The sequence below is a fragment of the Streptomyces sp. CA-294286 genome, from assembly GCF_050947155.1.
Classification (GTDB): Bacteria; Actinomycetota; Actinomycetes; order Streptomycetales; family Streptomycetaceae; genus Streptomyces.
Map to the genome: position 1 here is coordinate 175,819 of NZ_CP192004.1, position 26,160 is coordinate 201,978.

Annotated in this window: 20 protein-coding genes and 1 pseudogene; 10 read left to right on the forward strand and 11 right to left on the reverse strand. The window is 70.1% G+C overall.

Features of this window, described 5'->3' with window-relative positions:
- Positions 1-79: 79 nt before the first annotated feature.
- Positions 80-475 (reverse strand): MerR family transcriptional regulator, encoded by a 396-nt coding sequence (locus ACQPZG_RS00795; RefSeq protein WP_433543792.1) that lies wholly within the window; start codon positions 473-475, stop codon positions 80-82.
- 59 nt (positions 476-534) lie between these two features.
- On the opposite strand from ACQPZG_RS00795, the gene ACQPZG_RS00800 reads away from it, so the two are divergent.
- The gene (locus ACQPZG_RS00800; RefSeq protein WP_433543793.1) at positions 535-1,332 is read left to right on the forward strand and encodes an SDR family NAD(P)-dependent oxidoreductase; all 798 of its coding nucleotides are present in this window, start codon (positions 535-537) and stop codon (positions 1,330-1,332) included.
- Positions 1,333-1,623: 291 nt separating this feature from the next.
- Here the strand turns inward: ACQPZG_RS00800 and tpg are convergent, their stop codons facing one another.
- From tpg to ACQPZG_RS00840, 8 genes are all read right to left on the reverse strand, one after another.
- The gene (gene tpg / locus ACQPZG_RS00805; protein ID WP_433543794.1) at positions 1,624-2,181 is read right to left on the reverse strand and encodes a telomere-protecting terminal protein Tpg; all 558 of its coding nucleotides are present in this window, start codon (positions 2,179-2,181) and stop codon (positions 1,624-1,626) included.
- Positions 2,182-2,324: 143 nt separating this feature from the next.
- Positions 2,325-2,861: a hypothetical protein gene (locus ACQPZG_RS00810; RefSeq protein ID WP_433543795.1), complete on the reverse strand. Its 537-nt coding sequence runs from the start codon at positions 2,859-2,861 to the stop codon at positions 2,325-2,327.
- 74 nt (positions 2,862-2,935) lie between these two features.
- Positions 2,936-5,287, reverse strand: a complete 2,352-nt coding sequence (locus ACQPZG_RS00815; protein ID WP_433543796.1) for a TniQ family protein — start codon at positions 5,285-5,287, stop codon at positions 2,936-2,938.
- Positions 5,284-6,414 (reverse strand): AAA family ATPase, encoded by a 1,131-nt coding sequence (locus tag ACQPZG_RS00820; RefSeq protein WP_433543797.1) that lies wholly within the window; start codon positions 6,412-6,414, stop codon positions 5,284-5,286. Before ACQPZG_RS00820 ends, ACQPZG_RS00815 begins: the two co-directional genes overlap by 4 nt.
- The gene (locus ACQPZG_RS00825) at positions 6,411-8,540 is read right to left on the reverse strand and encodes a Mu transposase C-terminal domain-containing protein (RefSeq protein ID WP_433543798.1); all 2,130 of its coding nucleotides are present in this window, start codon (positions 8,538-8,540) and stop codon (positions 6,411-6,413) included. Before ACQPZG_RS00825 ends, ACQPZG_RS00820 begins: the two co-directional genes overlap by 4 nt.
- Entirely contained in the window at positions 8,537-9,319 is a 783-nt protein-coding gene (locus ACQPZG_RS00830; RefSeq protein WP_433543799.1) for a TnsA-like heteromeric transposase endonuclease subunit, read from the reverse strand. Before ACQPZG_RS00830 ends, ACQPZG_RS00825 begins: the two co-directional genes overlap by 4 nt.
- A 249-nt stretch (positions 9,320-9,568) precedes the next feature.
- Positions 9,569-10,753: a winged helix DNA-binding domain-containing protein gene (locus ACQPZG_RS00835; protein ID WP_433543800.1), complete on the reverse strand. Its 1,185-nt coding sequence runs from the start codon at positions 10,751-10,753 to the stop codon at positions 9,569-9,571.
- Positions 10,750-11,367 carry a TetR/AcrR family transcriptional regulator gene (locus tag ACQPZG_RS00840; RefSeq protein WP_433543801.1) on the reverse strand — a complete coding sequence of 206 codons (618 nt, stop codon included), beginning with the start codon at positions 11,365-11,367 and terminating at the stop codon, positions 10,750-10,752. The genes ACQPZG_RS00835 and ACQPZG_RS00840 overlap by 4 nt, the downstream gene beginning before the upstream one ends.
- 341 nt (positions 11,368-11,708) lie before the next feature.
- Here ACQPZG_RS00840 and ACQPZG_RS00845 point away from each other — a divergent pair, with 341 nt between their 5' ends.
- The 4 genes from ACQPZG_RS00845 (at position 11,709) to ACQPZG_RS00860 (ending at position 14,757) form a co-directional block, all read left to right on the forward strand.
- Positions 11,709-12,086 carry a VOC family protein gene (locus tag ACQPZG_RS00845; protein ID WP_433543802.1) on the forward strand — a complete coding sequence of 126 codons (378 nt, stop codon included), beginning with the start codon at positions 11,709-11,711 and terminating at the stop codon, positions 12,084-12,086.
- Positions 12,087-12,167: 81 nt separating this feature from the next.
- On the forward strand, positions 12,168-12,542 hold the full coding sequence (locus ACQPZG_RS00850) for a VOC family protein (RefSeq protein ID WP_433543803.1): 375 nt from the start codon (positions 12,168-12,170) through the stop codon (positions 12,540-12,542).
- Between the two features lie 42 nt (positions 12,543-12,584).
- Complete coding sequence (locus tag ACQPZG_RS00855; protein ID WP_433543804.1) at positions 12,585-12,953, forward strand: VOC family protein; 369 nt, start codon at positions 12,585-12,587, stop codon at positions 12,951-12,953.
- Between the two features lie 352 nt (positions 12,954-13,305).
- Positions 13,306-14,757, forward strand: coding sequence for an MFS transporter (locus tag ACQPZG_RS00860; protein ID WP_433543805.1), 1,452 nt, complete (start codon positions 13,306-13,308; stop codon positions 14,755-14,757).
- Between the two features lie 319 nt (positions 14,758-15,076).
- Here ACQPZG_RS00860 and tap read toward each other — a convergent pair whose 3' ends face one another.
- The gene (tap, locus tag ACQPZG_RS00865) at positions 15,077-17,452 is read right to left on the reverse strand and encodes a telomere-associated protein Tap (protein ID WP_433543806.1); all 2,376 of its coding nucleotides are present in this window, start codon (positions 17,450-17,452) and stop codon (positions 15,077-15,079) included.
- A gap of 299 nt (positions 17,453-17,751) precedes the next feature.
- Here tap and ACQPZG_RS00870 point away from each other — a divergent pair, with 299 nt between their 5' ends.
- From ACQPZG_RS00870 to ACQPZG_RS00890, 5 genes and pseudogenes are all read left to right on the forward strand, one after another.
- Positions 17,752-18,798 (forward strand): hypothetical protein, encoded by a 1,047-nt coding sequence (locus ACQPZG_RS00870; protein ID WP_433543807.1) that lies wholly within the window; start codon positions 17,752-17,754, stop codon positions 18,796-18,798.
- Positions 18,782-19,336: pseudogene (locus tag ACQPZG_RS00875) on the forward strand (hypothetical protein); the annotation flags it as partial. The gene ACQPZG_RS00870 and the pseudogene ACQPZG_RS00875, both read left to right, overlap by 17 nt.
- A 996-nt stretch (positions 19,337-20,332) precedes the next feature.
- Entirely contained in the window at positions 20,333-21,952 is a 1,620-nt protein-coding gene (locus ACQPZG_RS00880; RefSeq protein WP_433543808.1) for a serine/threonine-protein kinase, read from the forward strand.
- Positions 21,949-23,559, forward strand: coding sequence for a protein kinase domain-containing protein (locus ACQPZG_RS00885; protein WP_433543809.1), 1,611 nt, complete (start codon positions 21,949-21,951; stop codon positions 23,557-23,559). The genes ACQPZG_RS00880 and ACQPZG_RS00885 overlap by 4 nt, the downstream gene beginning before the upstream one ends.
- A 238-nt stretch (positions 23,560-23,797) precedes the next feature.
- Positions 23,798-24,052, forward strand: coding sequence for a hypothetical protein (locus ACQPZG_RS00890; protein ID WP_433543810.1), 255 nt, complete (start codon positions 23,798-23,800; stop codon positions 24,050-24,052).
- A 464-nt stretch (positions 24,053-24,516) separates the two neighbouring features.
- Here the strand turns inward: ACQPZG_RS00890 and ACQPZG_RS00895 are convergent, their stop codons facing one another.
- Positions 24,517-25,971 (reverse strand): WGR domain-containing protein, encoded by a 1,455-nt coding sequence (locus ACQPZG_RS00895; protein WP_433543811.1) that lies wholly within the window; start codon positions 25,969-25,971, stop codon positions 24,517-24,519.
- Positions 25,972-26,160: the final 189 nt, after the last annotated feature.

The following is a 26,160-nucleotide window of genomic DNA, read 5'->3' on the forward strand; positions in this document are numbered from 1 at the left end:
GAGCGCCTGAGGCAACGACTTGAGCGAGCGGCGTCGACGGTTGGGGTGAGCTGGGTGGAGTAGGCGTCGAACTGCGGCTTCAGCTGCTGGTGGGAGGGCCGTTACGGTCGCTCCCGGCGGTGATCGCTTCGCCTGCGTGGATGATCGAGCTGAGCATGGCGTGGGCGTCCTGGAGCTGCTCGATGGAGCTGCTCAGGCGCTCGCGTTCGCTCTTGAGGTCCTGGGCCATTTCCTCGCAGGTCGGTGCCAGGATGGCTCCCTCTTCGGTCATGCAGGGCAGCACCTCCCGGATCAGGTTGGTATGGAGTCCGGCCGTGAGCAGGATGCGGACCCGGCGCACGGCAGCCACATCTGACTCGTCGTACTCGCGGTAGCCGCTGGCCCGCCGCTGCGGTCGCAGGAGCCCTTGCTGCTCGTAGTACCGCAGGCTCCTGGTGCTGACGCCGCTTCGCTTCGACAGCTCGCCGATGAACATGTGACTCCTGGCACAGGGATTTGACTCTGACATTGGCGTCAAGGTTTAGCTTAGCTGCCATGCCAACGAAACACAGCACCCAGGCACGTTCAGCCATCGATCCGAAGCCTCTGCGAGGCAAGAGGGCTGTCGTCACCGGCGGCACCATCGGCATGGGCCGGGCCATCGTCCAAGCCCTGACCGACCGCGGTGCAGAAGTGATGTACACCGGACGCAGCGACCAGCGACTCGGCGAGGCCCAAGCGGCGCTCGACACCCCGCTGGCCCACCCGGTGCGCTCCGACGCCACTGACATCAACGCCCTCGCCGCCCTGCGCGATCAGGTCGCCGACCGCCTCGGCGGCATCGACTACTTGTTCATCAACCAGGGTATCGCCGAGTTCCAGACACTCGAAGAAGTCACAGAAGAATCGTGGGACCGCGTCTTCGACGTGAACGCCAAGAGCGCCTTCTTCACCGTCCAGCGACTGGCGCCGCTGATGTCCGAGGGTGGTTCGATCGTGTTCACCACCGTCTCCAACGACCGCATCTTCCCGGGTCTCAGCGCCTACTCCGGGGCGAAGGAGGCCGTCGCCGCCTTCACCAAGGTGCTCGCCGCCGAACTGCTCCCCCGCAAGATCCGCGTCAATGCGATCGCACCCGGCTTCATCCTGACCCCCACCATGGGCGTGGCCGGGCTGACCGACGAGCAACGCGCCGAGTTCATCGAACAGGGCAACGCCTCCACGCCGATGGGCCGAGGAGGCACCGTGGAAGAGGTCGCCGCCGCCGCGCTGTACCTCGCCGCCGAGGCCACCTTCAGCACCGGCGTTGAACTGCCCGTGGACGGCGGGTTCGGCCAGGGCCTCGGCGAATGACCGCTTCCGCCCGGTAGACGGAGGTCTCCTGCGGCAGGTTGCGCCGGCCGCAGGAGACCAAAGTGGCGACCACGTCGCAATCGTCCGCTCGACACGTACACCTCATGGGTTCATGCGCGACCGCCCGGGAGGTTGTCCCCGGGCGATACCGCTTGCGGCGTCCCGGTCAATCCGGGCAGCGAAAACTTGCCTATCGGCGCACGACCAGCTCGCTCGCCGCCCCCACCGCTCAACTCGCCAACTGAAGTGCTCAGTCACAACGACGGCAGTTACGCCGCGGGGTCCGGGCCGCTACAGCTCGATGTCGAGTCGTTCCACGTCGGTGAACTCCACACCCAGCCCGTGCGCGCGGCTGTCGTTGGCGCGGAAGTACATCTGGGCGAGGCCGTCGGCCGCGATCTGGTGGAGCTGCTGTTCGTCGGCGCCCTGTTCCCGGGCGGTGAACAGGCGGTCGGCCCACTGGGGCGGCAGGGCCTGGGTGATGTCCCGGACGCGGGCGTCGTCCGTCGTCCCTGCGGCGGCCTCGAATCCGAAGCGGGCGCGCGTGGAGACGACCAGGCCGTCCGTGGACGCGGCCTTCTTCCGCGCCCTCGCCCGCACCTGCGGCTGCCACCGCTTTCTGACCTCACTCTCCAGGCGGGCCCTGAGATCCTGTCGGGGCCGCTTGAGCTGTCCCTTGACGTACCGCTCCACGGTGCGCTGGGAGACCCCGAGGACCTGGGCGGCGGCCCTGGTGCCCTTGAGCTGCTTGACCAGGTACTTCACCTGCGCCTGGGCGCTCTGCGGGATGCGGCGGGTGAACGCCCCCTCCAGCGCGCGGTCCAGACTGTCCCCGAGCGAGTCGACCACGGGTTACTCCCCTTCTCCGGCCAGCGGGTCGTTCTTGTGTAGATTCGCGCCGCCGGTGTCATTCGGGACCGCAATGACCTGCTGCTTGTGCTGCTGTCTCATCGGATGTCCCGCGGTTTCTGTCTCAGTTCGGTGGCATTTCCTCAAGCGGCTTCGTCCTGTTGGGCCTCGTCGGGCGTCCAGGTCTGGTCGAACCAGGCGATGAAGTCCTTCACGGTTCCGATGCGAGCGATTCTCTCGTGGATGGCGCGCTGGTCGTGGCCGGGGAGGAAGTCGCCTCGGCCGATGGGTTTGCCGCATCCGCAGTTGCACTCGCGGTTGCCCAGGGGGGAGTCGAAGTAGGTGATGGGGTTCTGCTGGGTGCCGTTCGGGGCCGGCTTGCCGACGTAGTGGTCGTGGACGGGGTGTCCGGGGCCGAGGATGCGGCCTTCGAAGGCCCGTCGCCCACCAGGGACGTCGACGATCCGCTCGATCTCCATGGCCTGGCGGATGGTCCCGCCGCCGTTGATGACCGCGAACCGCTCTCGTTCGACGCGTGATCCGGGCATGACCCAGACGCCGCGGGCGATGTCGTGGAGCTGCTGGCCGGAAAGTCCGTCGCTCCAGCCGATCTGTGAGCGCTGGAGGGGATCGCTGTTCGGGTCGACGTTCTTGTTCTTGCCGAGGGTGATCTGGATCATCGTGCCTCCCTATGAGGCCGCCTCAAGGGGCGAAGCGTTGAGGTGGCCTGTTCAGAGTAGACCATAGGCCCTCGTTATGAAGGAGTCTCATGGGTGAGCTTATCGCGAGATGGTTCGTTTGACCCGGGGCGACGGCCGGGCAGGTCCTGCCTCCGGCAGAGGTAGCTGATCATTCCGAGGGAGAAGCCGGTCTCCGCTCCGAGTTCGCGGCAGGTGCGGCCGGCGGCGCGTTGGTCGCGGAGCCAGTCGAGATCGATCTGGCGCCAGCGGTTCGCTCTGCCCTCGCGGGTCATGCCGTAGTCGCGGACGAGGACCTTGATGGCATCCACGCTCACGTCGGCATGCTCCGCGATCCACTTCAACGACCGGTATTCGTCGAGATAGAAGCGCGCGAACTTGTCCCTGGGGAGCGCTGCGCGAGCCCGTCGAACGGTGGCTCCTCTCTCCCACTTCGCGCTCTTGACCTGGGCGGGAGGGGCTGGCTGCTCCTGCAGGACGAAGCGGACCGCGTCGTGGCTGACGCTGAGGCGGCGGGCGGCCTGTGCTGTGGTCAGGCCTTCTTCCCTGATGAGCCGGTGCAGCGTGGCGAGGTTGACGTCGCGCAGGTCGCAGCCGGGCAACGTGAGGTCGCCGATGATGTCTGTCGGGGGCTGCCAGGAGAGAGGTTCGCCGAAGATTCCTTGCCGGGTGAGGAACTCGGCTGCGTGGTCTTCGAGTTGGCTCAACAGCGCCGGAGTGACATCTGTTTCGAAGGTCCGCAGCATGGTCCGCAGTTCCGTGGTGCCGGCCGCGTAGGCGTCCGGGGCGAGGGTTGCGGGGAGTCCGCTGAGGCGTTCGAACAGCAGCGCTCGGGCGAACTGGTGGCGCCGTCCTTTGCCGGCCTCGAAGTCAATGTCCCGGCAGAGCTGCGTCCAGGTGTCCGGCGGCAGCAGGTTGCTGTAGTCGAGGGCGCGGCGGCGTGCGTAGTCGATCGGTGATCCTTCCCTGTCAAGGTAGTCCGCCAGCGCGAGCAGGCCGAGGCTGATGCTGTGGAAGTGGCCTCTTTGCGTAAGCCGGAACGCCATGTGAGTTCCCAGCCGGTCCTCCACCGGTGCCTGAAGGAGGCGGGCCGTCGTCTGGAAGTCCCTCGGGCCTCCGATCAGCAGCAGGTAGCACGACAGGGCCGGGCGGATCGTGCGGGAGAGGGCTCCGTCCAAGGGGCTGAGCCGGGCGGACCAGGCGGGCCAGAGCTGTGTCGGCGTGTTGCGGGCCCGCTCGGCGACCCGCGTTGCCGCCGAGCGGCCGGGCCTGCGGGGCAGTGGGCCCGCAGTGCGGTAACGGAGCTGGTCAGGACCTCCCAACCGCGGGGCGAGCGTGGCGAGATGGATCGCTTCGAAGACCGGGCTGGTGCGGGCCCACTGGAGCCCGACCTTGAGAGGAATGGAGCCGTCGGTGTCGTGGATCAGATGGCGAAGGGCGGCTCCGGCCGCGTGCACATCCCTCTGCTGGAGGATGTGCAGGGCCGCGCTGGTGGCAAGGGCAGTGGTCGCGGCCCGCCGCGGGGCGAGGCGTCCCGGACGGATCTGCTCGACGGGGTCGAAGGACCGGCGCTTCTCGGGCAGGGGCTGCTGGTGCAGCGCCAGGACCTCTGGTGGGACGAAGCCCGCCAGCCGGCCGGTGTCGGGGACGCGGCTCAGGAGGATGCCGGCCAGCGCCCGAACGTCTGCCAACAGCGCAAGACTGGGCTGGGGATGGTCCTGGTAGACGCCGAAGCCGGCCTGCCCGCTGGAGATCGCGTTCTCAATGAGCCGCTGGGCCGCGATCACCGGCCCCTGAGGGGCGAGCATGAGTGTGGCCGCTTCCTCGAACGGCTGCCCGCAGCGAGCCGGCGGGGCACTGCTCTGCGAAGGGCTGTGGCAGCGGCCCGGAGCGAGTGGGTGCTGGGTGGTTGCCGGGAGGAGCCGCGGTATGCGGCTGCAGCGCGGGCAGCCGTCGACGAGCAGCAGATGGTGATCGAGACAGGCGAAGGACCAGCCGAGCCTCCAGCTCAGCCGCCATCGGCCGCCACTCGCCGTCAGGCAGGCCGGGCAGTAGCGCGACCCGCGGGCACGTCCCCAGATGCGCCTGGTCTCCACCCGGCGCCGCAGCGTGTCGACCACGTGGGCCCGCCCGTCGTAATGGGCCATGGTCATGGCGTGGACCTGTTCCTGGGCGGGGCCGGCGGACCAGGCGACGCCTGCCGCCTGGTCCGCGTCCAGGAGGGTGACCAGGCGGCCCAGGGCTCCCGAGTCGACGGGCCGGGAGGGGCCACGGGGCAGCAGGCCCATCGAGGTCAGGACGTCGCCGGTGGTGGTTCCCAGCCGGTGGGCGATCGCCTCCCACCAGGAGTCGAGTGCCTCGCCCGGCTCCGGGGCGAGACGGATCGGCAAGGTCCTCGCGTGCGTCACCGGCGAGCCGCCTTCTGGCGGGCCCGGCGAAGGCTCTGTCCCTTGAGGAGATTGCGTACGTCGTCCTGTGCCAGGTGTGCCGCCTGGTCGATCTTGACGCGGCTCAGAAGGTCCTCGTCCAGTCGCTCCGCGCCGGTGCGCACGGCCCGCTGACAGCCGCGGTTGATCAGGGTCATCAGCGAGCCGATGTGACCGCTGGAGCGGATGAACAGGTAGTCGAACAGATCGACGGCCAGCATCCCCTGGTACTTATCCCTGAGCACGAGGCGCTTTTCCAGGGCCAGCAGCAACTGCCGCCACTCGCTGCGGCCCTGGTCACTCTTGAGCTCGAAGGAACGCATGTCCAGGCGGGTCGTGCGCCGGCCCGTCTGGGCCAGGACCGCGTTGTCGTAGGACTCGCCCTCCGCGAACAGCCCGCGGCTGGCCAGGCCGACGCCGACGAACAGCAAGGTGACCGGGAACTCGTTCGCGATGTACTTGAAGTGGTTGCTCACCTCGACGCCGCCGGTCGCCCTCCACCGGAGAAAGTGCAGGTCATCGACTACCAGAAGTTTCACATCGCAGGAGAGCACGCAGTCCAGGGCACGCTGGGCGAACTGGGCCGTGGTGCCCGTCGTGCGACCGGGGTGAGCGAAGAATTCCAGCATCGCCCGGTTGAAGTCCTTCATCCCGGTGTTGCCCGTCAGGCCCACCCGGCAGACCGGGAGCCGTTCGTGCCCGCCGGCGGTGAACGCGCCGCCCTCGGCGATCTCCCGGCGGTGGAAGTCCCGGGCGAAGGCCAGCACCGCGGTCGTCTTGCCCAGCCCGGGGAAGGCGTCCACCGCCACGGCACCCTTGGCCTTGTCGCCGTCCTGCTGGTTGCTGTCGACGATGTCCCACAAGTCCTCGTGCAGCTCGTCCAGTTGAGGCGTCCGCAACGGGCCGAGGTTCGCGTGCCAGATCCGCCGTGCCCGGTCGTACTCGGCCCGCGCGCGCTCGCCCAGCGCCACGTACCCACGGCGCTCCAGCAGTTCGGGCTGCGAGCGCAGTTCGGCTTCCGCGAACGCGGCCCAGCCCTCCTTGCGCGACAGCGTCAGCGCGTCCAGGCGGTGCGCGTCACCCGGCGCCCACGTGCTTTCGGTGTTCACGCATCCTCCAGCGCATCGGCGTAGAAGTCACTGTCGTCTTCCAGCTCCACCACCTCGGCGTCGTCGGCCAGGTCGTCGTCGCCCACCTCCTGCGCGGCCTCGGGCGCGACCTGCGGCTCTGCCGCGTCCGGCACGTCCATCAGGCGCCTCACGCTCGGCAGCGTGGAGACGTTCTCCTCGGGCTCCGGCAGGTCCAGGGCCGCCTGTTCCCGGGCAAGCCGCAGCGCCATACGGCGCTCGACCAGCGTGGTGCCCAGGCCGAGGTTCCACCGCTCGAACAGGTCCCGGACCGCGGCCTGGTCGTCCGGGAACCGGTCTTGGGCCGCGGCCAGGCGGCGGGCGTACTGCAGTGCCTCCTCGCTCACCGGCATGTTCCGCCCCGGTGCGTGCTCCCAGGCCAGCGCATGCCACCGGCGGCTCGCGGGATCGCGGAAGTAGACCGCGTTAATGTCATCCGGGTTCACCGCGATCGGCCACTTGCCGTCCCGCTCGCCGCTGAGCAGACCACGGTAGGGGTCCAGGGCGGCACCGTTGTAGCGGCGGGCATCCAGATCGATGCCGTAGTGCTGGATCGTCCGCCGTTCCACCCGCAGGAACTCAAACGCCAGATCCCGATCGCGCGGGACCTCGATGTAGCCGGCCCGGTGCAGCCCGTGCTCGAACATCGCCGCCGGCGACATCCGCAGCCCCGGCACCCCCGGATCGACCAGACTGGTGTGCGGCCGGTGGTGATACACACAGGCCACCCACTCCCGGATGATCGCCTCCAGCTCGTGGAGGAAGAAGAACGCCTCCCCCTCGGGGCGCTCGCCGCGCGAGTGCAGATCGGGCCCCTTGTAGCAGGGCAGGGCCTGCAGCAGGTCCTCGCGCAGGGTTCGAAAAGATCTTTCCAGCGGGCCCTTGTCCCGGCCCGTTCGCAGCCGGGCCGGCTGCACCGAGACCCCCAACCGGCGGCAGACGCTGGGCAGGTGCTCCGAGACGAACACCTTGCCGTGATCGACCAGCACCGTCTCCGGCACCAGCGCGGGCGACGCCGCCGAGCGCATCGGCCCCTCCAGCGCCGTGACGTCCACCAGGACCGACCGCGGGATGCCGTGCTCGGGCCAGACGGCATGCGCCGGCCAGTAGGGCCCCGCGGGCCGGGGCCGAAACGCCTGGTAGAGGGCGACGCTCGCATCGACAGCCTTCGTCGACACCGGAGTGATCCGTATCCCCACGACGCAGCGCGTGTACCAGTCCATCGCCACCGTCAGCTCCGCCTGCAGCCACTGCAGCGTGACCGGGTCCAGCGCGAACACGTCCAGCCGGTTGGTGTCCATCAACAGGTACTCCCCCGGCCGGGTCGGCCGCAGCTTCCCGTAGACCCCGCCGGGCCGGGCGGCGATGTCCCGGTTGCGCTTCGTGCTCAGCCGAAACGTCGGATGACGCCGCTCAAGATCCTCCAGGAGGCGGTAGGCCGTCGCCCGGCTGGGCAGGCCCTCCTCCTCGAATCCACGGGCCAGCAGCCGGGCCCGGGTCCGCTCGATGACCATCTTGCGCGACGGCTTGGACTTGCCCGTGTGCTCAACCATCACCTCCAGCGCCACCTCCGCCCACACCTCAGCACTCCGGTGCCCGGAACGCGGCCCGCTACGAACAGGCGCCAGCCCCGCCTCACCGTCCCGCCGGAAGGCCGCCACCCACCGCTTGACCGAACGGGCCGCTACCCCCAGCTCCGCCGCCTTCGCCGCGTACCGGCTCTCCAACGCCTCGCCCACCGCATAGGCAGCACGGGGCTCCCCCGCCGCCGGCAGTTCCCCGCTGCCGCTGCGGAAACCGGTGAGTACCTCCCTCACATGCGCGGCCCGCTCCAGCACCTTCTCCCGCTCGGCATCGTCCAACTGGGCCAGCACCACGGCTGCCGTGTCCTGCGGGTCGTCGGAAGACGGTCCCGGCCCGTCCGCAATGACGCGGGCGCGCTCCGACAGCAGCAGTTCCTTCACAGCCAGCCGCAGCAGCCGTCCCCGGCTGTCCCTGACCACCACCTCGCCACCCGCCTGCGTGGCAGCGAGCTCCACCACCTGAACGACCTCGCCGTCGTAGGAGAAGCGACTCCCCACTCCGACGCGCACCCCGGCCCGGCTCACGACGCCGCCCGAAGCACGCTGCTGGCACTGAGCGGAACGCTCAGATCGGTCAGCCACTGCTGCTTCCAGAGCAGATGCAAGACCGCGGCCCGCACCAGCGGAGCCGGACGACCAGGCAGGCACGCGAACGCCTCGCCCAGCGTGTCCCCGTCCACGACCCGGTCGCGTACTTCGTCGCGGATGGCCGGATCGGCCGGACGATCCGGCGGTGGCTCGTCGTCCAGCACCGGATCGGGTATCCCCTCGGGCAGGTCCGGCTCGAACAGCCAGTCGCGGCGATAGCCCGCAAGGAACCGGACGTTGGCCAGCTCCGCGTCCGGCGGCTCGCTCCACACCTCGTAGCGCCAGCCCTTCGCCTCCACCGCCTCACGGGTCCAGGCAAAGGTGAACGCATGCTCCGGCCGAGCCGCCCGGTGCCGCGGCTTGACATCCACCACCAGCGGGCCCCCGGCGGTCGCCAGCAGATAGTCCGGGATGTGCCGACGCAACCTGCCGCCCACCTCGGCTCTCAGCAAGAAGGGCTGCGCCACGATCGCCGTCACGTCCGGGTCGAAGTCGGCATAGAGCAGCCGCGCCAGCTCCAGCCGCGACTCGTAGATCACGTGATCCGACTGCGTACTCGACCAGTACGTACCCGAGTAGTGCTTCTGCCCCGTATACCAGCGGAACGTCCGCCACGGCTCGGCCGCGTACAGCATCTTCAACGGCACCGACTCCCAGGCGAGGCCCTCGCGCACCTCGTCCTCGGTGAGCCGAATGCACACCTCTACGTCCACCATCCGCTCCCTGCGCCCGTGTAACTGACCTTGATCGCAGGACAGTTACACAGCACTGGAGTACGAACAGACGCACCCGCTTTCGATCACTCGAAAGGATGGTCATTCCGGCCTGGAAATCTCGGGGGATACGTAGTTGGCGTAAAGGAATTCCCGGGTGAGACCGCGCCGACGGCCACGACTGCCGGGAGCAGGCCCACCAGGCGCACCTCCAAGGCGAGGAAGGGCTGCTGGCCGGGCCGCGGCCGCCGGTCAGTTCTCCTGTGCGAGGCGTCGTTCCAGCGGGGTGCGGTAGTGCGGGGTGATGCGCAGGTCACCGAGCCATGTGCCCAGTACCTGTGCCCGGACGTCTACAGCGTGGCGGGCGGCGGCTCCCGGGTCGGCGAGAAGATGGGTTCTGATGGAGCCGCTGCGGTGTTGGGTCCAGGCGCCGATGATGTGTCCGTCGGCCCAGACGGTGGGGCCGATGTTGCCGTTGCGGTCGTAGAGCTCGCCAATGTGGGCGGAGTCGAGGTGGAAGTCGCGCTGTCGCCAGCCCATGGCAGTGGGGTCCAGACCGGGCAGCAGCGCCACCCACGGCTCCGGAGCGGTAACCGGCTCCAGGTCCTCGGGCAGCAGGAATCCGGTGCCCTCGTCGAGGCCGACGGTGAGGGCGCCGGTTGCGGTGAGGGCCTTGCGGGTGTCGGTGAGGGTCCAGCCGGTCCACCACTTGAGGTCTTCGGTGGTGACCGGACCGAAGGCGGCCAGGTAGCGGCGGGCCAGCTCCGCTTTCGCCGCTCCGGTTTCCCACGCCCGGGCGGCATCCGCAAGCGGGGAGATGCTCCAGCGGAACTGGTTGGAGTTGAAGCGGCCGGTGGGGCGGCCGCGGCGGATGCGGCCCTCGGCGGCCAGGACCCGCAGGATGCGCGAGGAGACCGCCTGGCGGGCCTCGTACGGCTTGCCCGGTGCGACGGTCACCTGCTCACGCAACGCCGGAACATCCGCCGCGAGCTCGGCGGCACTCGCCTCCCCTCGGGCGGCGAGCGCCGCCAGGACGTCGGCTTCGACCGCGGCATACCGCTGGGCGCTCCAGCCGGCCCCGTCGCGCAAGTAGGCCGCGCAGGCCGCCCGTTCCTTAGCGGCGATCGCCCGCCCTGTGGACGCCTCGATGACGGGAGCGAGATCGGTGGGGACGACGAACATGGTGCGGCGCATGCACAGCATCCGCTCCAAGCTCCGCTCCTCGTAAAGCGCCTGCTCCATGGCCGCGATGTCCGGTGCGCTGGTACGGGCGGCGGCAGCCAGGAACACGGTGGAAGGGTCGGTGGCGTGCAGGCCGATCAGCGCCTGCGCGACATCCGGCATCACTGCGGCCTGGTGGGAGGGCGCCAGGAGGTGGCGGATGCCCAGACGGGCACGACGCTCCTCCACGCTGACGTGACGGCGGGGCCCGCTCACACGTCCGCGCCCGATTCCGCCGGTGCGGCCGGGCCGAGGGCGGGGTTGGGGGTGAGGATGCGGCGCAGGATCGCTTCGACGTCGTCGCGGGTGGGCGGCCGGCTGTTGGCCAGGCCGCGCAGGGTAATGCCGTTGGTCGCGGCGGCGACGGCGGCGGCGGTGACCGGGTCGGTGTACTTCGAGCAGGCGCGGATGTTGAGCTCGGTGTACTGGTCGGCGACGGCGCGCAGTTCGGGGCGGCGCAGGGCGGCGAGGTAGAGCTCGAACTCCATCACGCTCTGCCCACGGCCCTCGGCGGTGAAGCTGCCCATCAGGGCGTCGGCGAGGAGGACGGCGTACTGCTCGGGGACCAGGTTGGGGCGCTGAGCGGTCCAGGTGTCGAGGTAGGCGCCGAAGCGGTCGACGGCGCGCTGCAGGGCAGCCTTGATGAGGTCCTCGCGGGTCGCGAAGTGGTACGTCGTCGCCCCCAGGGGCACGCCCGCTTCCTCGGCGACCGCCCGGTGGGTGAGCCCCTCGATGCCCTTGGTGGCGATGACCCGCTCGGTGGCGGTGACGATCTCCTCGATCCGCCGCTGGGGGTCCCGGCGACGGCGCGGGACGTCGTTGTCGGCCATCAGCGGGGACCTCCCGATGCGGGCGCGGGCTGCGGCGGGGTGGTGTCCATGAGGTTCTCCAAGTCCGGGAAGAGCATGCCACCCGCAGTTTAGTACGGGCGTACGGGAACGGCCGGGTTGGCACTGAAGCACCGGTACCCAATGCGGCTGCCGACAGAAGAGCTCTATGAACAGGCTATTTCTGGTGATCAACGGCGTTGTGAGCCGAATCCCTGCGGTGGAGATGCAGGGCGGGGCGCCGTGACCGACGATGGCTTTGTCCGGTTGCTCCCACCCGTTCGAATCAGTACAGTACAAATGTATCGTTTGAGTCGGGGGGCCGACCAGCACCAGGAGAACCCGTGCAGACCGCCAACTTCACCGCCTGTCTCGCCGTCCGCGACGTCCCCGAGACCCTGGACTTCTACGAGTCCCTGGGCTTCACCGTCGGCCGCGAAAGCGTCGCGCAGGACCACCCGATCCACCTGATCTTCAACGGCGACGCGATGGCCTTCATGATCCAGCCCGCCGACAGCGTCCGGGAGTTCATCCCGCAGACCGCCGCCGAGCTGGGCGCCTCCGGGTTCTTCTACCTCAACGCCCCCGACTTCGACGCCGCGGTCGCCCGGATCCGCGACAAGGTCGAGGTCCTCAAGGAAGCCAGCGACGGCGGTTTCCGGATGCTCTACTTCCGCGACCCCAACGGCTACGCGATGGCACTCAGCGCCCCCGCCGCCTGACCCGCCCGCACACCCGCCCCGGGCGCACAGCCACCGCCTAGTGGTCCGCCCGGACCACAGCAACCACACCAGGAGGCCCTCATGCCAAACCACATCTCACTCATCGACTTCACCGTGAAAGACCCGCAGAGCGCCCGCACTTTCTACACCGGCGTCTTCGACCTGGAACTGAAGATGGAGATGCCCGACTACCCCCTCTTCAGCTCCGCCGACGGCCCCGACATCGGCCTCATCAGGGACGGCGCGGACAAGGGCGGCCCCGCAGACGGCGTCAACACCATCGGCAGCCCCACCACCGTCTTCACCGTCGACGACATCGACGCCACCCTCGCCAAGGTCAACTCCCTCGGCGGCAAGACCGTCCTCACCAAGACCGAGATCACCCCCGAGATCGGCCACTACGCCTACTTCGCCGACCCCGACGGCAACTGCATCGGCCTCACCCAGAAGCCGTAACCCCCGGACCGCCCGTCCCACCCCAGCACGTAAGGAATACACATGACCCCGCTCAACGCCTCGATCATCAGCACCGCATGGAACTGCGACGACCCCAAGGCGATGGCCGCCTTCTACCACCAGCTCACCGGGTGGCCGATCATGGCCGAGGAAGACACCCACGCCATCGTCGGCACCGGCGACCAGATGCTCGTCTTCGCCCACCAGGACGGCTTCACGGCACCCAACTGGCCCGCCGACACCCTCGACTTCCACCTCGACTTCCGCGTCGAGAACACCGATAAGGCCGTCGAGCAGCTTCTCCAGGCAGGTGCCACCAAGCCCGACTTCCAGCCCGGCGAAGACCAGTGGACCGTCCTGCTCGACCCCTCCGGCCAGCCCCTGTGCCTCAGCTCCCCCCAGGACCACTGACCAGCTGACCCCGCACGTCGCCGCGGCCCCCCTCCCAGGGCGGCGGCACGGGCGGCGGCAAACCCCTTTGACCGCCCCGGCATCCGGCGCCTAGCCTCACGCAGGCTCCAGCTGCCCGGTCTCGGGCCTCACGATCTCTTTGTAGGTGACGACGTATCTCCCAGGCCCAGTAGCCGTCCGCTCCGGCCCTGACTGCACCCCTCTTCTTGCGGGGATGGTTCAGCGACCGCCGGGCGGCGACGGCGACCCCTTCGGCCTGGGCCCGTCACCCTCCCTTTCCTGTGCGCACTGCGGCGTACGCGGGCCCCGGCCTGCCCGTACCCGCACACCACAGGAACAGGACCCCCACCCCGTGTCCCACGACACCGCTGCCGCATCCCCGGCAGCATCCTCTGCCCGCCGCACCGCCAAGGCCCGCATCGTGACCCTGGCCGTCGTGCTGAGCGCCGAGCTCATGAACGCGCTCGACGGGTCCGTCGTCTACACCGCGCTGCCCACCATCGCCGCCGACACCGGCGCCAGCACCGCGGCCCTGCAGTGGATCCACGCTGCCTACGCCCTGACCTTCGCCCTCGGCCTGATCACCGGCGGACGCCTCGGCGACCTCTACGGCCGCAAACGCATCTTCCTCACCGGCACCGCCGTCTTCACGCTGGCCTCCTTGTTCTGCGGGATTGCCACCGGACCCGAGCTGCTGATCGCCGCCCGCGTCCTCCAGGGTGCAGCCGCCGCGGCGATGGTCCCGCAGGTCCTGGCCACCCTCCACGTCACCTTCGACGAAGGCTCGCGCACCAAGGCGTTCGGCCTGTACGGCACCGTCATGTCCCTGGGCACCGTCCTGGGCCCGGTCCTGGGCGGCGTCCTGACCCAGGCGAACCTGTTCGGCCTCGGCTGGCGGCCCGTCTTCCTGATCAACCTGCCCATCGGAATCGCCGCCGTCGTCCTCGGCCTGCGCCACATCCCCGAGTCCCTGGACCGCACCACCCGCCGCCTGGACCCCCTCGGCATGTTCCTCTCCGCACTCGGAATGCTGCTGATCACGCTGCCGCTGACCCTGGGGGGAGAACACGGCTGGCCCGCCTGGTCCTTCACCACGATGGCCGCCGGACTGCTCGTCCTGGCGGCCTTCCTCGCCCAGCAGCGGTCCAGGACCCGCAAGAACGGCTCACCCCTGGTGGTGCTGTCCCTGTTCACCGGCCGCACGTTCAGTGCCGGACTCGCCGTTCAGCTGGCCTTCGGACTGCTCTCCGGTGTCTTCTTCCTGTCCTGGGCCCTGTTCCTGCAGGACGGCCTCGGCCTCACCCCGGGCGAAGCCGCCCTCGGTTTCGTCGCCGCCTCCCTCGGCGAGATGAGCGGCGCCTGGCTTGCCATGAGCCTCGTACGCCGCTACGGGCGGGCCGTCCCGCAGGCCGGAGCACTCCTCGCCGCCGCCTCCCTGACCGGCTACCACCACCTCATCACCACCCACGGCACCGGCATGGGAACCCTGCTGGCCGCCCTCCCCATGCTCGCCGTCGGCCTCGGACTCGGCATGATCGGAGCCCCCCTCGCCGACCTCACCCTCGGCAAAGTCCCCGACCAGCACGCCGGATCCGCCTCCGGCCTCTTCAACACCTCCACCCAACTCGGCATCGCCCTCGGCACCGCCCTGACCACCCTCCTCCTCTTCACCCACACCCCCGCAGGCACCCAAGGCCCGGCCATGAACACCGCCTTCACCAACAGCCTCTGGTACGTCATCGCCACCCTCCTGGTGATGTGGGCACTCATGCTCCTGCTCCCCAAACCCACCCGCACCAACTGACCCAGGAGGGGGCGGCGGCACAACGACACCGCTGCCCCCTCGCACAAGCGGTACTTCTCAGAGAAGGACCGCTGCCGGACCCTCGAAGCCGGCGGAACACCGATCAGTTCTCATGCCCCATCCGCACTGGAGTTTGGGGAAGAACCCGGTTGGGGACTGCGCTGTGGTCCCCAACCCGTCGAGACCAAGTAGCCAGGAAAGATCGCGCTCTCGCCGGGACTTCTGGTACGACGACTCCTCACACTCGGATCTCAGATCCGTGTCATAAGTGCTGCTCAGAGGTCATTGTTTCCGAGAACATGACGCGGATTCTGAGTACCTACATCTTGATCAGGTTGGCGACGTTGAAGACGCCGCCGCGCTCCTCGAACTGCGCTTCCGCCCACAGGACGGTCCGGGTGCCCTGGTGCTTGACCATCCCGGGCGAGACCCCGAGCCGGAACGTGCCCGGTACCGGCTTGCCTTCCTCCGTGCGCGGCAGGATGTCCAGCGGGGACGGGCCGGGCGAGGGGTAGACGACGGCGTCGGTGCCGATGGAGACCGGGTACAGGTCGGCGGCGGCCGCCGTCTTCATCAGCTTCCGGTGCAGGCCCACACGCTGGTTCGCCAGGACGGCGGCCCGGATGTCGGGACGCCACGTCTCCCGCTTCAGCGCCGGGTACTCCTCGTAGTACGGCACCTGCCCCCGGCTGCGCTGGCGCAACTTCCCGATGCCGCCCTTCGCCGTGGCCTTGATCGCGGTCTCCAGCAGCGCCATCGTCGGGTCGACCTGCTTGCGCCGCGCCATCGCGTCCAGGAACTCGCTTCCCCCGAGGCCGGTGGTGACGCCCATGTCGGCCATCGTCTCCACATACGCGTCGCGCAGCCGCTTGTACCAGGAGTCCAGGTAGCGGCCGTTGTGGGTACGCACGTACGCCTCGATCGGCGCGACGTCGAAGCCGAGTTCCACCGCGTAGGCGACGGTGGGCGTGGCGTACCAGGCCGGGCCCTCGGGCCGCTCGCCCTTCGGCGTGAACGGGCTCGGGAGCCGGTCGCCGTCGACGGTGCGGCCGTTGACACGGACGCGGGAGAGGTCGACATGGCTGAGGTCGACCAGCCACGAGCCGGGCAGCGACGCGTCGAACGCCGGGTGGCCGGTGAGGTGGGTCGGTCCGTTCAGCCCGACGGTGAGCCCGTTCGCGGCGGCGGCGAACGACATGTTGATGTCGACCGCGACCAGGAACTGGTTCGCGCACTCCTCGTCGGTCAGCGGCCGGCACCAGTCGTAGGGCTCCTCCATCAGCATCTCGGCCGGCGTGCGCAGGTGGTGCCGGGCGAACTTCCCTCTGAGGACCGGGTGTTCGTCGGGGACCTCGCACTCCACCACGTCGTACCGGGCGATCAGCGCGTCCTCGTTGTAGGCGCGCACGAACTCGCCGGTGGCCGGGTCCTTCTCCGCGCGGGTGGGCGGGCGCAGCGCGGTCATCAGCTCCAGGCCGGTGGTCGCGGTGCTGCCGCGCGGCGTCGTCACCCGCTCCGCGTACAAACCGAGGTAGCGGGCGAGGTCGGCCGGGTGCATCGTCGGCAGCTGCGGGGCGTCCTTCTTGTCCCACTCCCGGGCGTCCAGGGCGTTCCATGGCAGGACGCACAGTTGCACGCAGCGGCGCCTGGAGCCCTCGGGCTCGCGGAAGACCCGGGCCCACGGCCCGAGACCGCGCTGGGTGAGCTGAAGGCCGGCCCTGGCGATCTGCTTGACCACCTTGTGGCTGTCCGGCAGCCGGCTCGCGTTCCGCTCCTCCTCCGAGAGGGTGGCGGGCAGGCCGTAGCGCTCCAGCGCGGACGCGGTGAGGACGAGGATCGGGTCGGCGTCGCGGCCGTGCCGGTGCAGCCGGGTCTGCCCGAGCCGGGCCTCGGTCAGCGTCCAGTCGACGAGCGCCGGGAGCGACTTGGCGGGTACGTCCAGGACGAGTCCGCCGACGCAGTACGCCGACACCTGCCCGTCCTCGCAGTCGATGACGGCGAGCGGGCCGTTCTCGAAGCGCGGGTCGGCCGGTGCGGCCGTCGCCGTGCCCTTCCTGGCCCCCGCCTGCTTCGCCGCCGGACGCCGCGACGCCGCGGCCGTCGGCTGGGCGGGACGGCGCACCCCTGGGCGGGACAGCGGTCCGGCGGCGGGCGCCGGGGCGGGTTCCCGGGCCGGTTCCGCAACGGGTTCACCAACCGGTCCCGTGACAAGTTCCCCGAACGGTTCCGCGATGGGTTCCCGGGCCGGTTCCGTGACCGGTTCCGGGGCCGCGCGAGTGAACGCGTCCGGTGCCGTCGGGGCCGGGGCGGCCGGGGGCGCTTCGGCGGCGGCGACGCCGGGCCTCTCGGCGGTCGGGAGGGCGGCGGGTGCGTCGGTGGCCGGTGCGACGGCGGGCGACTCAGCGGCCGGGAGGGCGACAGGTGCGTCGGCGGCCGGGGCGGGGAAGCGGGCAGCGAGACCTTCCAGCAGCCGGGCGTACGCGGCACGCTTCGGCGGTCGTGGCTCGCTCCGGCCCGCCTCCCAGTTCCCGACGGACTCGCGCCGGGCGGTGAGCGCTCTGGCGATCTGTTCCTGGCTCAGCCCGGCAGCCTCCCGCAGACGCTTGCGTTCCGCGGGCGGCGGCAAGGGGTCCTGGGCAACCTGTTCCAGCAGCGCGTCGACCGCACTGAACAGTGCCCCTTCGTCGTTGGTCATACAGTTTGGCCTCCATCCCGACCGGACCCTACCCCAAACGCACAATCCTTGCTCGCCGTTTGCGCTTCGATTGAGCACGGGTGTCGTGTATCCGTGCGTTGCACTAGCCCGCGTGCGACCGAGGTTTCTACTTGGCGGACGAGCACAGTAGTTGGCGGATCTCGCTTGCGTAACGCTGTGTTGTTGCGACTTAGTGCTTTCGCTGGCCCTTGAGCGTTGCAGCTAGCCCGTGCCTACCCAACTCGGGCCCACACCGCCCCAGCTCATGAGGTTCCTGAGCTGGGCGTTAGCCTCAGCGGATGATTCCCGAGCCGCCCCCGAAGGTCATCACGAGTCTCCGCGACGGGCGGATCCACGCCTACGTCGTGGGCGTCGGCGTCTACGGGACGCTGGAGCCCGCAGCGGTTTTCCAGCCGCGGGATGGTGAGGAGGTCGTAGCGTCGGTGGTCCGGCAGGATTTGGAGCGGGTCGTGTACACGACGCTGAACGAGGTCGTCTGCCTTACGCGCGCCGGCGACCTCATGTGGGCCTCGGACTTCGAACCGCGCTCTGACGTACGCCATGGCCACCGACCTAACTGTGTGCTGTCGCGGGACGGTCGGACGGTGTGGGTCTACCGGCCGGACGCGATGGCGGGCCGCGCGGGCGGAGACCAGTGGGTCGTGCACGACGCCGACAGCGGTGTGGTTCTCGCCCGCCGCAAGCTTGAGACGGTCGGGCACGGCGCCTTCCACCACGTGCATCCCGTGGACGGCAGCATCTACCTCGACATCGGTGAGGGCCAGGACGGCTCCGTCATTCTCCGGGGCACGGTCAGAGCGGACAGTGAACCGGAGTTCGTGACTTACCCGTGGCAGGACCGCTGCCTGATCGACCTGGCTCCGTCCGGGCACCAGTTCATGACCGTGGACCACGGGCAGGCGGACGTCGCCTTCCACGGCCACCCCAACGGGGACGTGCTCTTCACCCTCCCCGTCGAAGCCTTCGGGTTCGACCCGGAGGATTGCTTCGTGGAATGGAGCGGCGGCTACCTGAGCGAGGACACGGCCATCGTCACCCTGGGCGGTGAGAGTCAGGACGAGGAGGAGTGGTTCCGTTACCACCTGGTCGACGTACGCACGGGCACCCTCAGCGGCGAGTTCACTGTCGAGGCGAACAACCCGTACGAGCTGGTGCCCCTGGGCGACGGTTCCTGGCTCACCGGCAGCCCCGGCGGCGACCCCGTCCGTTGGTCCAGCGCTCCGCAGCCGTCGGCACCGCCGCACCCGGCCGTACCAATCTCTCCAACGAGAGGCAGTAACCGTGACGGCGGACCCCCGAGTGCCGCTAATGCCTCAGGCGCCTGAAGGCTTGAGTCGGCGAGCTCGGTACTTCGTCGAGGGACACGGGCTGCGTGTTCCACACCGCGACCTCAAGCTTTTTCGGGAGATATGGCTCAAGCAAGGGATTCCGGATGCCGAGATCGACCGGGCTGTCGCCTTCCAAGAGCGCTGGGGTGGTCTCGCACTGCCCCCGGCCCCCGAATACGAGGGCGGCCCGCGCGTTCTGGAAGCCGATGCCCCCGAGGGCTCGGCCGCGAACGGATGGCGGTTCCCGGCCGGCGGCTGTCGCGTCTCCATGGCCCACGGGTTCATGATCGGGCCAGGAGGTGAGTTCGGGATCGATGCTGACCACTGGACGCCGCTGCACGCCAGCACAGAGGGATGGGTGGAAGCTCTGGCACTGGCCAGCCACGCGGGCTACTGGGCCAAGACCATCACGAAGATCAAAGGCACCGCCGTCGAGGACCTGAACCTCGACGGATTCGAGCTGGTACCCGAAGTCCAGGGACTCGCTGACACCTGGTGGCGAGGCAAGGACTCGCTCATCGCCATCTACCGCGGCTAAGCCTCAGGCTTCAGCGCCCCCCACTGCCTGAGGGCCCATATCTACGGCGGGCTCGATGCATGACGCCTGGTCGGCAACTGACTCCCGAACGCCGAACCCTCGGCCCCGCCGCTGAGCGTTCGGGTTGCCACAGGGGCCACATTACAGCGCTACTGACGTCAGTTCGTCAGGGTGTTTTGGGTGTGTCAATCCAACGGCTGACGCACCAGCTCCTCACCGGGCTCGGGCTCAACGACGGTGTCGGTCATCTCTGGCGTCTCCTTGATCATCGGGCCCGCCGTTGACGAGGAACTCCCGACCGGCACGCAGGACGTGAAGCGATGGTCGGCGCATGCGCGTGAGAGTGGGCGAGTCCGTCGTCGCAGTACCTGCCGGGGCACTCGGGCCTCCATTCTGGAGGAGTCATGGACACTTGCTCGCCGTCCTCGACGAGACGGTGACCGCTCTCACCGCTCCTCCGAGCGAGGGCGACCGGAAGCAGGGCCGGAGCGATGATCTCCGGCGAGAGGTCCGGGAAGAGATTTCCGTGAGCCGGTCAGCCCTGCGCCGCCACGGACTGCACATGGCGCGGTAACTGCGCACGCGACTGAACGAGTGGGTCGCGGGGGAAGGGGTACGGGCGAAACGGCTTCAGGACCTGGTGTCGCAGGTCCAGCGGCGACGTGCCGAAGGGTCCCGTACGGCGTGAGACCCGCGCTGCGTCGTCGACCCGGAGCGGTCGCTCGGCACACGGACCGGCAAGCGACCGGCCGCCGAGTGGGGGTGCGGTTCCAGCCGGGCAATCGGCGCCCTCTCCGCCCGTCGGGCCCAGGGCACACGCCGACGCCGCACCGGCCCTCGCGCAGGCCGCGGCGTTCCGTGTCACGCCCAGGGGGCCAAGGAGGGCCAGCGGCTTCGCAGTTGGCAGCGTTCCCGTCCTTCGGTGAGGCGTTTGTTTGTATGATCCTCTCGCTTCGGGGCCGGAGGGTCCTTCACGGGGAGGGGCAGGGCGTCATGCGCGCAATCGGGCCGGCCGGGCCGTCGTTCATAGGTCCGTTCCGGGCGGTGGCCGAACTCGGCCAGGGCGGGATGGGGCGCGTCCGGCTCGCCGTCGCACCCGACGGCCGGCTCGTCGCGGTCAAGCAGGTGCACGCCGACCTGGCCGAGGACAGCGGGTTCCGAGCCCGGTTCCGGCGCGAGGTGGCGGCATCGCGCCAGGTGTCGGGTGCGTACACCGCGGCCGTGCTCGACGCCGACGCGGAGGCCGAAGAGCCTTGGCTGGCCTCGGAGTTCGTACCAGGTCCCACGCTGAGCCAGGCTCTCGACGCCGCAGGTCCGTTGCCGGAAGAGGCGGTGCGGCTGCTCGCGGCGGGCCTCGCCCAGGCGCTGGCCGACGTGCACGGGGCGGGCCTGGTCCACCGTGACCTCAAGCCGTCCAACGTACTGCTCGCCGCGGACGGGGTGCGCGTCATCGACTTCGGCATCGCGCGGGCCGCCGAGGGGCACACGAAGCTCACCCACACCGGCGCGATGGTGGGTTCGCCGCCCTTCATGGCGCCGGAACAGGTTCAGGGGCTGCCGCTGACCGGCGCGACCGACGTGTTCTCGCTCGGCTCGACCCTGGTGCGGGCAAGCACGGGCCGGCCGCCGTTCGCGGGTACGTCCGTGCCCGGCGTGCTCTACCACGTCGCGCATTCCCCGCCGGACCTGGATGCGGTGCCGCCGGGGTTGCGGCCGATGATCGAGTCCTGCCTGGCCAAGAACCCGTCGGAACGCCCCTCGCCGCGGGAACTCCTCACGGCCATCGGCCCGGTGACGCCCGCATCCCGGCCGTGGCCCGGGACAGTGCACCGGCTCGCGGCCGAACAGCGCGCGAAAATTGAGCAGTTGATCGCCTCGCATGCCCCGCCCGGTGCCTTCGCCGTCACGGCACCCGCCAGGATCCCGGCCGAGCCCGAGCCCCCGACACCCTCCCCGCCCGAGCCGCCGGCCACCGCGCCCCGTCACCGGCGCACCTGGTGGCTGGTGGGGGCCGCCGCGGTGGTGGTGGCGGTCACGGTGGCGGCCCTGAACTCCGTGCCGCCGGGCGGCGGTGGGGAAGACAGCCGGACGAGCGCGTCACAGGAGGCGGGTGACGGCGACACCGTCCCGACTTCGGGGACGACGCCCCTGTCGAAGGTCCGCGACAAGTACACCCAGCGGGTGCCGTCCTGCAAGGAGGCCAAGGGAAAGATGGTCGTACCTGCGGGCTACGGCGATCCGAGCGGCAACCTGGAGGCTGTCGGCAGGACACCGCAGGAGACGAACGAGTGCTTCTGGAACAACCGGTACGGGGACAGGCTGTTCGTCAGCTGGAACCGCCACCTCTCGGAAAGCGGCAGGACCGGGGCCGAGCTCGCGAAGGAAAGGTACGAGAGCGGCTACGCCTCCGCCCGCCAGTCGTACGAGCGCGCTGACGTCGGCGTCGGTGAGGAGGCGTACTGGCAACGGAACACGGCCAACCTGTACGCCCGGCACATCAACATGAGGCTCAACGTCACCGTGGAGAGCTCGCGGTACGCCGAAACCGAAGCCCGGGACATCGCCGAGGCCGCAGGGAAGTCGGCCCTCAAGCTGGCGGAGTCCCGACGATGAGGCCGCTGGGGCCGGCCGACCCGGACACCGTGGGGGCCTATCGCCTCCTTGCCGAGCTGGGCCGGGGCGGAATGGGCCGGGTGCTGCTCGGCTCCGCGCCGGACGGGCGGCTCGTCGCCGTCAAACAGGTGCACGCGCGGTTCGCCGACGACGCCGGGTTCCGCGCCCGCTTCCGGCGCGAGGTCGCCGCCTCGCGGAGGGTGTCCGGTGCGTACACGGCGGCCGTGATGGACGCCGACGCGGAGGCGCGGACGCCGTGGCTGGCCTCGGTGTTCGTGAACGGGCCCTCGTTGGGCGCGGTCGTGGCGGAGTCGGGCCCGCTGCCGGAGGAGTCCGTGCGTCGCCTCGCCGCCGGACTGGCCGCCGCGCTCGCCGAGATCCACCGCACGGGACTGATCCACCGGGACCTCAAGCCCGAGAACGTCCTGCTCGGCGAGGACGGCCTACGCGTCGTCGACTTCGGCATCGCGCGCGTCGCCGAGAGCACGGGGTCGACCGAGCCGGCCCAGGCCGGCTGGACCGAGCTGACGCAGACCGGCTGGGTGGTCGGCTCGCCCGCGTTCATGTCACCGGAACAGGCCGAGGGCTGCGAACTGACCCCGGCAAGCGACGTGTTCTCGCTCGGCTCGGTCCTGGCGATGGCCGCGACGGGCGACAGTCCCTTCCAGGGCACGTCGGTGGCGGGGACCCTCTACAACGTCGTGCACGCGGAGCCCCGCCTGTCCGCCCTGACCCCGGCACTGCGCGAGGTCGTCGGGCCCTGCCTGGCCAAGGATCCGGCGGCCCGCCCCACCCCGGAGCAACTCCGCACGCTCCTCGGCCGGATCACGCCCGCAGACCGCCCCTGGCCGCCCGCCGTGCACCGGACGATCGCCGCCCAGCGGGCCGACATCGACCGCCTGCTCGGCGACACGGACCGCACCCTCGTGCCGGACCCCGGACCCGCTGCCCCCGACGCGCCGCGCACCGCCGTCCTGACCCGGCCGGCCGGTCCCGCACCGGCCCTGCCCCGGCGAAGGACGCGCAGGAACATCGCCGTGACGGCGGCCTGTGTGCTCGCGGTCGCCGGTGTCGGCGCCGGAGCGTACGCGTTGCGGGACCTGCCCGTCGAACCCGACACCTACACGAAGGCGCCGGTCTGCTCCGAGGCGGCCGGCCAACTGCCCCTGCCCGCACGGACGAAGGAACTCGACCACTACCGCGAAGGCTACAAGGGCGCCTCGACGAGCTGCGCGTGGGGAAAGATGTCCGGCGACCCCGAGAAGGTCAGGATCACGGGCCTGACCGACAAGGTGCACGCGTTCGTCGGCTGGGAACTGAAGCGCGACGACAAGGACGACGACCACGAGACCGACCAGCAGCGCGAGAAGTTCCGGGAGGACGCCGCCAAGGAGACCCCGGAGACGGACCTCGGGTTCGGCGACGAGGCGTACTGGAGCGCCCCTCACCAGACCTATCCCGATCCTGAAGAGCACTGCAGCCTCTACGTCCGCGACGGCAACCTCGTGGTGCGCGTGGCCCTGGGCGGCAAGGAACACCCCGCGTCGACCTGCAAGGCGGAGGCCAAGAAGATCGCCCGCGCCGCCATCGCGGCCATGCCCGACTGAGCCGACCAGCCGTACCGGGGCAGCGGCCGGACGCCAGGAGGCGGCTCGGAACGGCCGTGGTCCGGTCGTGGCACCCCGCTGAAGCTGAACCGGCGGCCCCGGTGCAGGCTCTCCCGGGCGAACAGCTCGACATGCCCGGACCACGCCGACCACGCCGACAGACAGAGCAATGCCACGGTGTGCTGTGTTTCGTGCGATGAGATGGAGCTGTTCGACTCCCCTCTCAACAGGAGAAAACATGCGTCGCATTGCGTTCATCCTTGCCGGTGTCACCGCTGCCGGATTCCTGTCCGTCACGCCCGCAGTCGCCGACGACGACCTCGGTGCGCACACGGCCAACGTCTCCGGCCACCGCTACGACGAGGAGCGCAGGGACGGCTACGAGCGCTACAACATCGGTGGCCCGTTCGGTCTCACCGCCGAGGCCGGCGGCGCGTCCAGGTCGAGCATCGAGGGCTTCGACCTCTCGCGCTCCTCGGTCACCGGTGACTAGTCACCTCTCGTAGCGCGAAGGCTCATGCACCGCATCACTGCGGTGCATGAGCCTTCGTGTTGAGCGGCCGTGTCCCCCGGACCCGACGCCGGTCGCAGGGCGACCGCGCGCGAGGCGGCGAAACGCGCCAAGCGTCCTCGCTGAGCACATCGCCCCCGTTGCCTGCGCACGAGGGGCCTCGCCCCCCTTGCCTGCTGCCTGCGCACGAGTGCGGCAGCCTCACTGGTCGGGGGTGGCTTCGACCTGGTGGCCGACGGCGTGTCGCGGAAGCGGCGGTCGGACTGCCCCCGTCGACGGCCGATGGGCCGGACCGGAGGGGGCGCGGATCCGGGCAGCCGGGACGGAGCGATGCCGCGGGGCGCGAGGCGTGCGCGCGCCGACCCGGGCGCTCCCCGGCGGCCCCGTGCGAGCCGCTGCCGTGTGCTTCCAGGGACCGGTGGTCCGGCTCGGTCCGGTGAAGGGCGTCAGAGCAGTCGCTGGATGTCTCCGCGCACCCGGTAGAAACCGCCGGCCGCCGTGTGCAGGGCGTCCACCACATAGCGGGCGCCGGGTTCACGGATGGCCCGGGGGAACTGGACGTTCAGCGAACGGTCGTAGCCCTCGGACACCACGCGCACCCGCACCTGGCTCGCCTCCTGGACGCACTCCACGACGATCGCCCCACTGGGCGCCTGCGAGACCGCGGCCAGGGCGCCCGCGGTCGTGGCCGGCGCGTTGGCGGGCATGGCGGCTGCCAGTTTGACGTCCCGCGCCACCGGCACCGTGCCCGCCTGGGCGGCCGCGACCGCCGCCTCGCTCGCGTCCACGCAGACCAGCGAGCCGTCGGTGGTCACCAGGTAGAGCCGCTCGTCGTGGTACTGCATGGACAGTGCGGAGCCGTCGCCCGTGCCCAGCTTCCACAGCCGGGTGCCGTCCTGGTCGAAGCAGTAGACGGACGAGGAGGCGTCACCGGCGAACACGAACCGGCCGCCGGGCGAGGTGGCGCACGAGTACACGGCGCTGTCGCAGGTGTACGTGGCCTCGATCGCGCCGGTGTTCTTCGACAGCCGCTGGACCGCCTTGTGCGCGGTGCCCGCGTACACCACGTCGCCGTCCTGCCAGCCGAACAGCACGCCGCCCTTGGTGCGCGCGTGCCACAGTTCCCCGCTGCCGTCGGGCGCGTAGGCGGTGACGCCCTTGCTGTGACCGTGGTAGACGGCCCGGTCGTCGGCACGGACCATCCAGGCGTGCTCGCCCTGGCTGCGGCGGGCCCACTGGTGCTCGTCCTCGTGGTCGATGACGGTGAGGCGGCCGTCGCGGTCGGAGACGTTCAGTTCGCCCTCGTGGATGTCCAGCCAGAAGATGTCCACGTCCGCCGCGATGTCGTAGGCGGCGAACGGCAGCTTCGAGGACAGGTCGTACACCTTGCCGTCGTCACAGCCCGCGTAGATCCAGAAGTCGTCGGCGACCAGGCACTTCACCCCGTCCGGCAGGCGGAAACGGGCCAGCACACCGCCCTCGTGATCCAGGTTGTACACGTCGCCACGCTGGTTGCCGACCCAGCAGCGCTCGTCGTCGACGTGGATGCCGAACGCGGCCGAACCGGTGCGGAAACGCCACAGCACGGGTGCGGCGGCGCGCGCGGTGGACGGTGTGGAGGAGACCTGCCGCCTGGTGACCGCGCGCGGCTGGCGCTGTCCCAGGACCGCCGGGGCGTACCCCTTGCGGACCTTCTCGCCGATCTTCTTCGCGGCGGCGGCCTCCGCCTTGTCCGCCGTCGCGAACGTCGTGGTCTGGGTCTGCCCCTCGGCGCCGATCCGCCCGTACCGCACGGTCACGATCCGGTCTGCGACGGCCACCTCGTAGAACTTGTGCGCCGCGCCGTCCTCCTGGGACAGCTCCAGATACGTCGTCGACACCACGGCGGAACCATGGGACATGGCAGACCCCTCCCCTGTGCATCCGCCGTCCGTCCGGCGAATTCCATTGATCGAACGGTAAGGGAGGGCACTGACAACGCTCCCGGCGTGGCTCTCGCCGGCCTTGGCACTGGGCTTGGCGGCGCCTGCCTTGGCACCGGGCTTCGTACCGGCCTTGGCGGCGCCGGCCTGTCGTCGACCTCGCCGCCG

Bases quoted from the DNA above. Each gene is read 5' to 3' on its own strand.
- ACQPZG_RS00795 (WP_433543792.1), bottom strand. From the start codon at position 475: ATGTTCATCGGCGAGCTGTCGAAGCGAAGCGGCGTCAGCACCAGGAGC.
- ACQPZG_RS00800 (WP_433543793.1), top strand. From the start codon at position 535: ATGCCAACGAAACACAGCACCCAGGCACGTTCAGCCATCGATCCGAAG.
- ACQPZG_RS00810 (WP_433543795.1), bottom strand. From the start codon at position 2,861: ATGATCCAGATCACCCTCGGCAAGAACAAGAACGTCGACCCGAACAGC.
- ACQPZG_RS00830 (WP_433543799.1), bottom strand. From the start codon at position 9,319: ATGGTGGACGTAGAGGTGTGCATTCGGCTCACCGAGGACGAGGTGCGC.
- ACQPZG_RS00840 (WP_433543801.1), bottom strand. From the start codon at position 11,367: ATGGCCGACAACGACGTCCCGCGCCGTCGCCGGGACCCCCAGCGGCGG.
- ACQPZG_RS00850 (WP_433543803.1), top strand. From the start codon at position 12,168: ATGCCAAACCACATCTCACTCATCGACTTCACCGTGAAAGACCCGCAG.
- ACQPZG_RS00855 (WP_433543804.1), top strand. From the start codon at position 12,585: ATGACCCCGCTCAACGCCTCGATCATCAGCACCGCATGGAACTGCGAC.
- tap (WP_433543806.1), bottom strand. From the start codon at position 17,452: ATGACCAACGACGAAGGGGCACTGTTCAGTGCGGTCGACGCGCTGCTG.
- ACQPZG_RS00870 (WP_433543807.1), top strand. From the start codon at position 17,752: ATGATTCCCGAGCCGCCCCCGAAGGTCATCACGAGTCTCCGCGACGGG.
- ACQPZG_RS00880 (WP_433543808.1), top strand. From the start codon at position 20,333: ATGCGCGCAATCGGGCCGGCCGGGCCGTCGTTCATAGGTCCGTTCCGG.
- ACQPZG_RS00885 (WP_433543809.1), top strand. From the start codon at position 21,949: ATGAGGCCGCTGGGGCCGGCCGACCCGGACACCGTGGGGGCCTATCGC.
- ACQPZG_RS00890 (WP_433543810.1), top strand. From the start codon at position 23,798: ATGCGTCGCATTGCGTTCATCCTTGCCGGTGTCACCGCTGCCGGATTC.
- ACQPZG_RS00895 (WP_433543811.1), bottom strand. From the start codon at position 25,971: ATGTCCCATGGTTCCGCCGTGGTGTCGACGACGTATCTGGAGCTGTCC.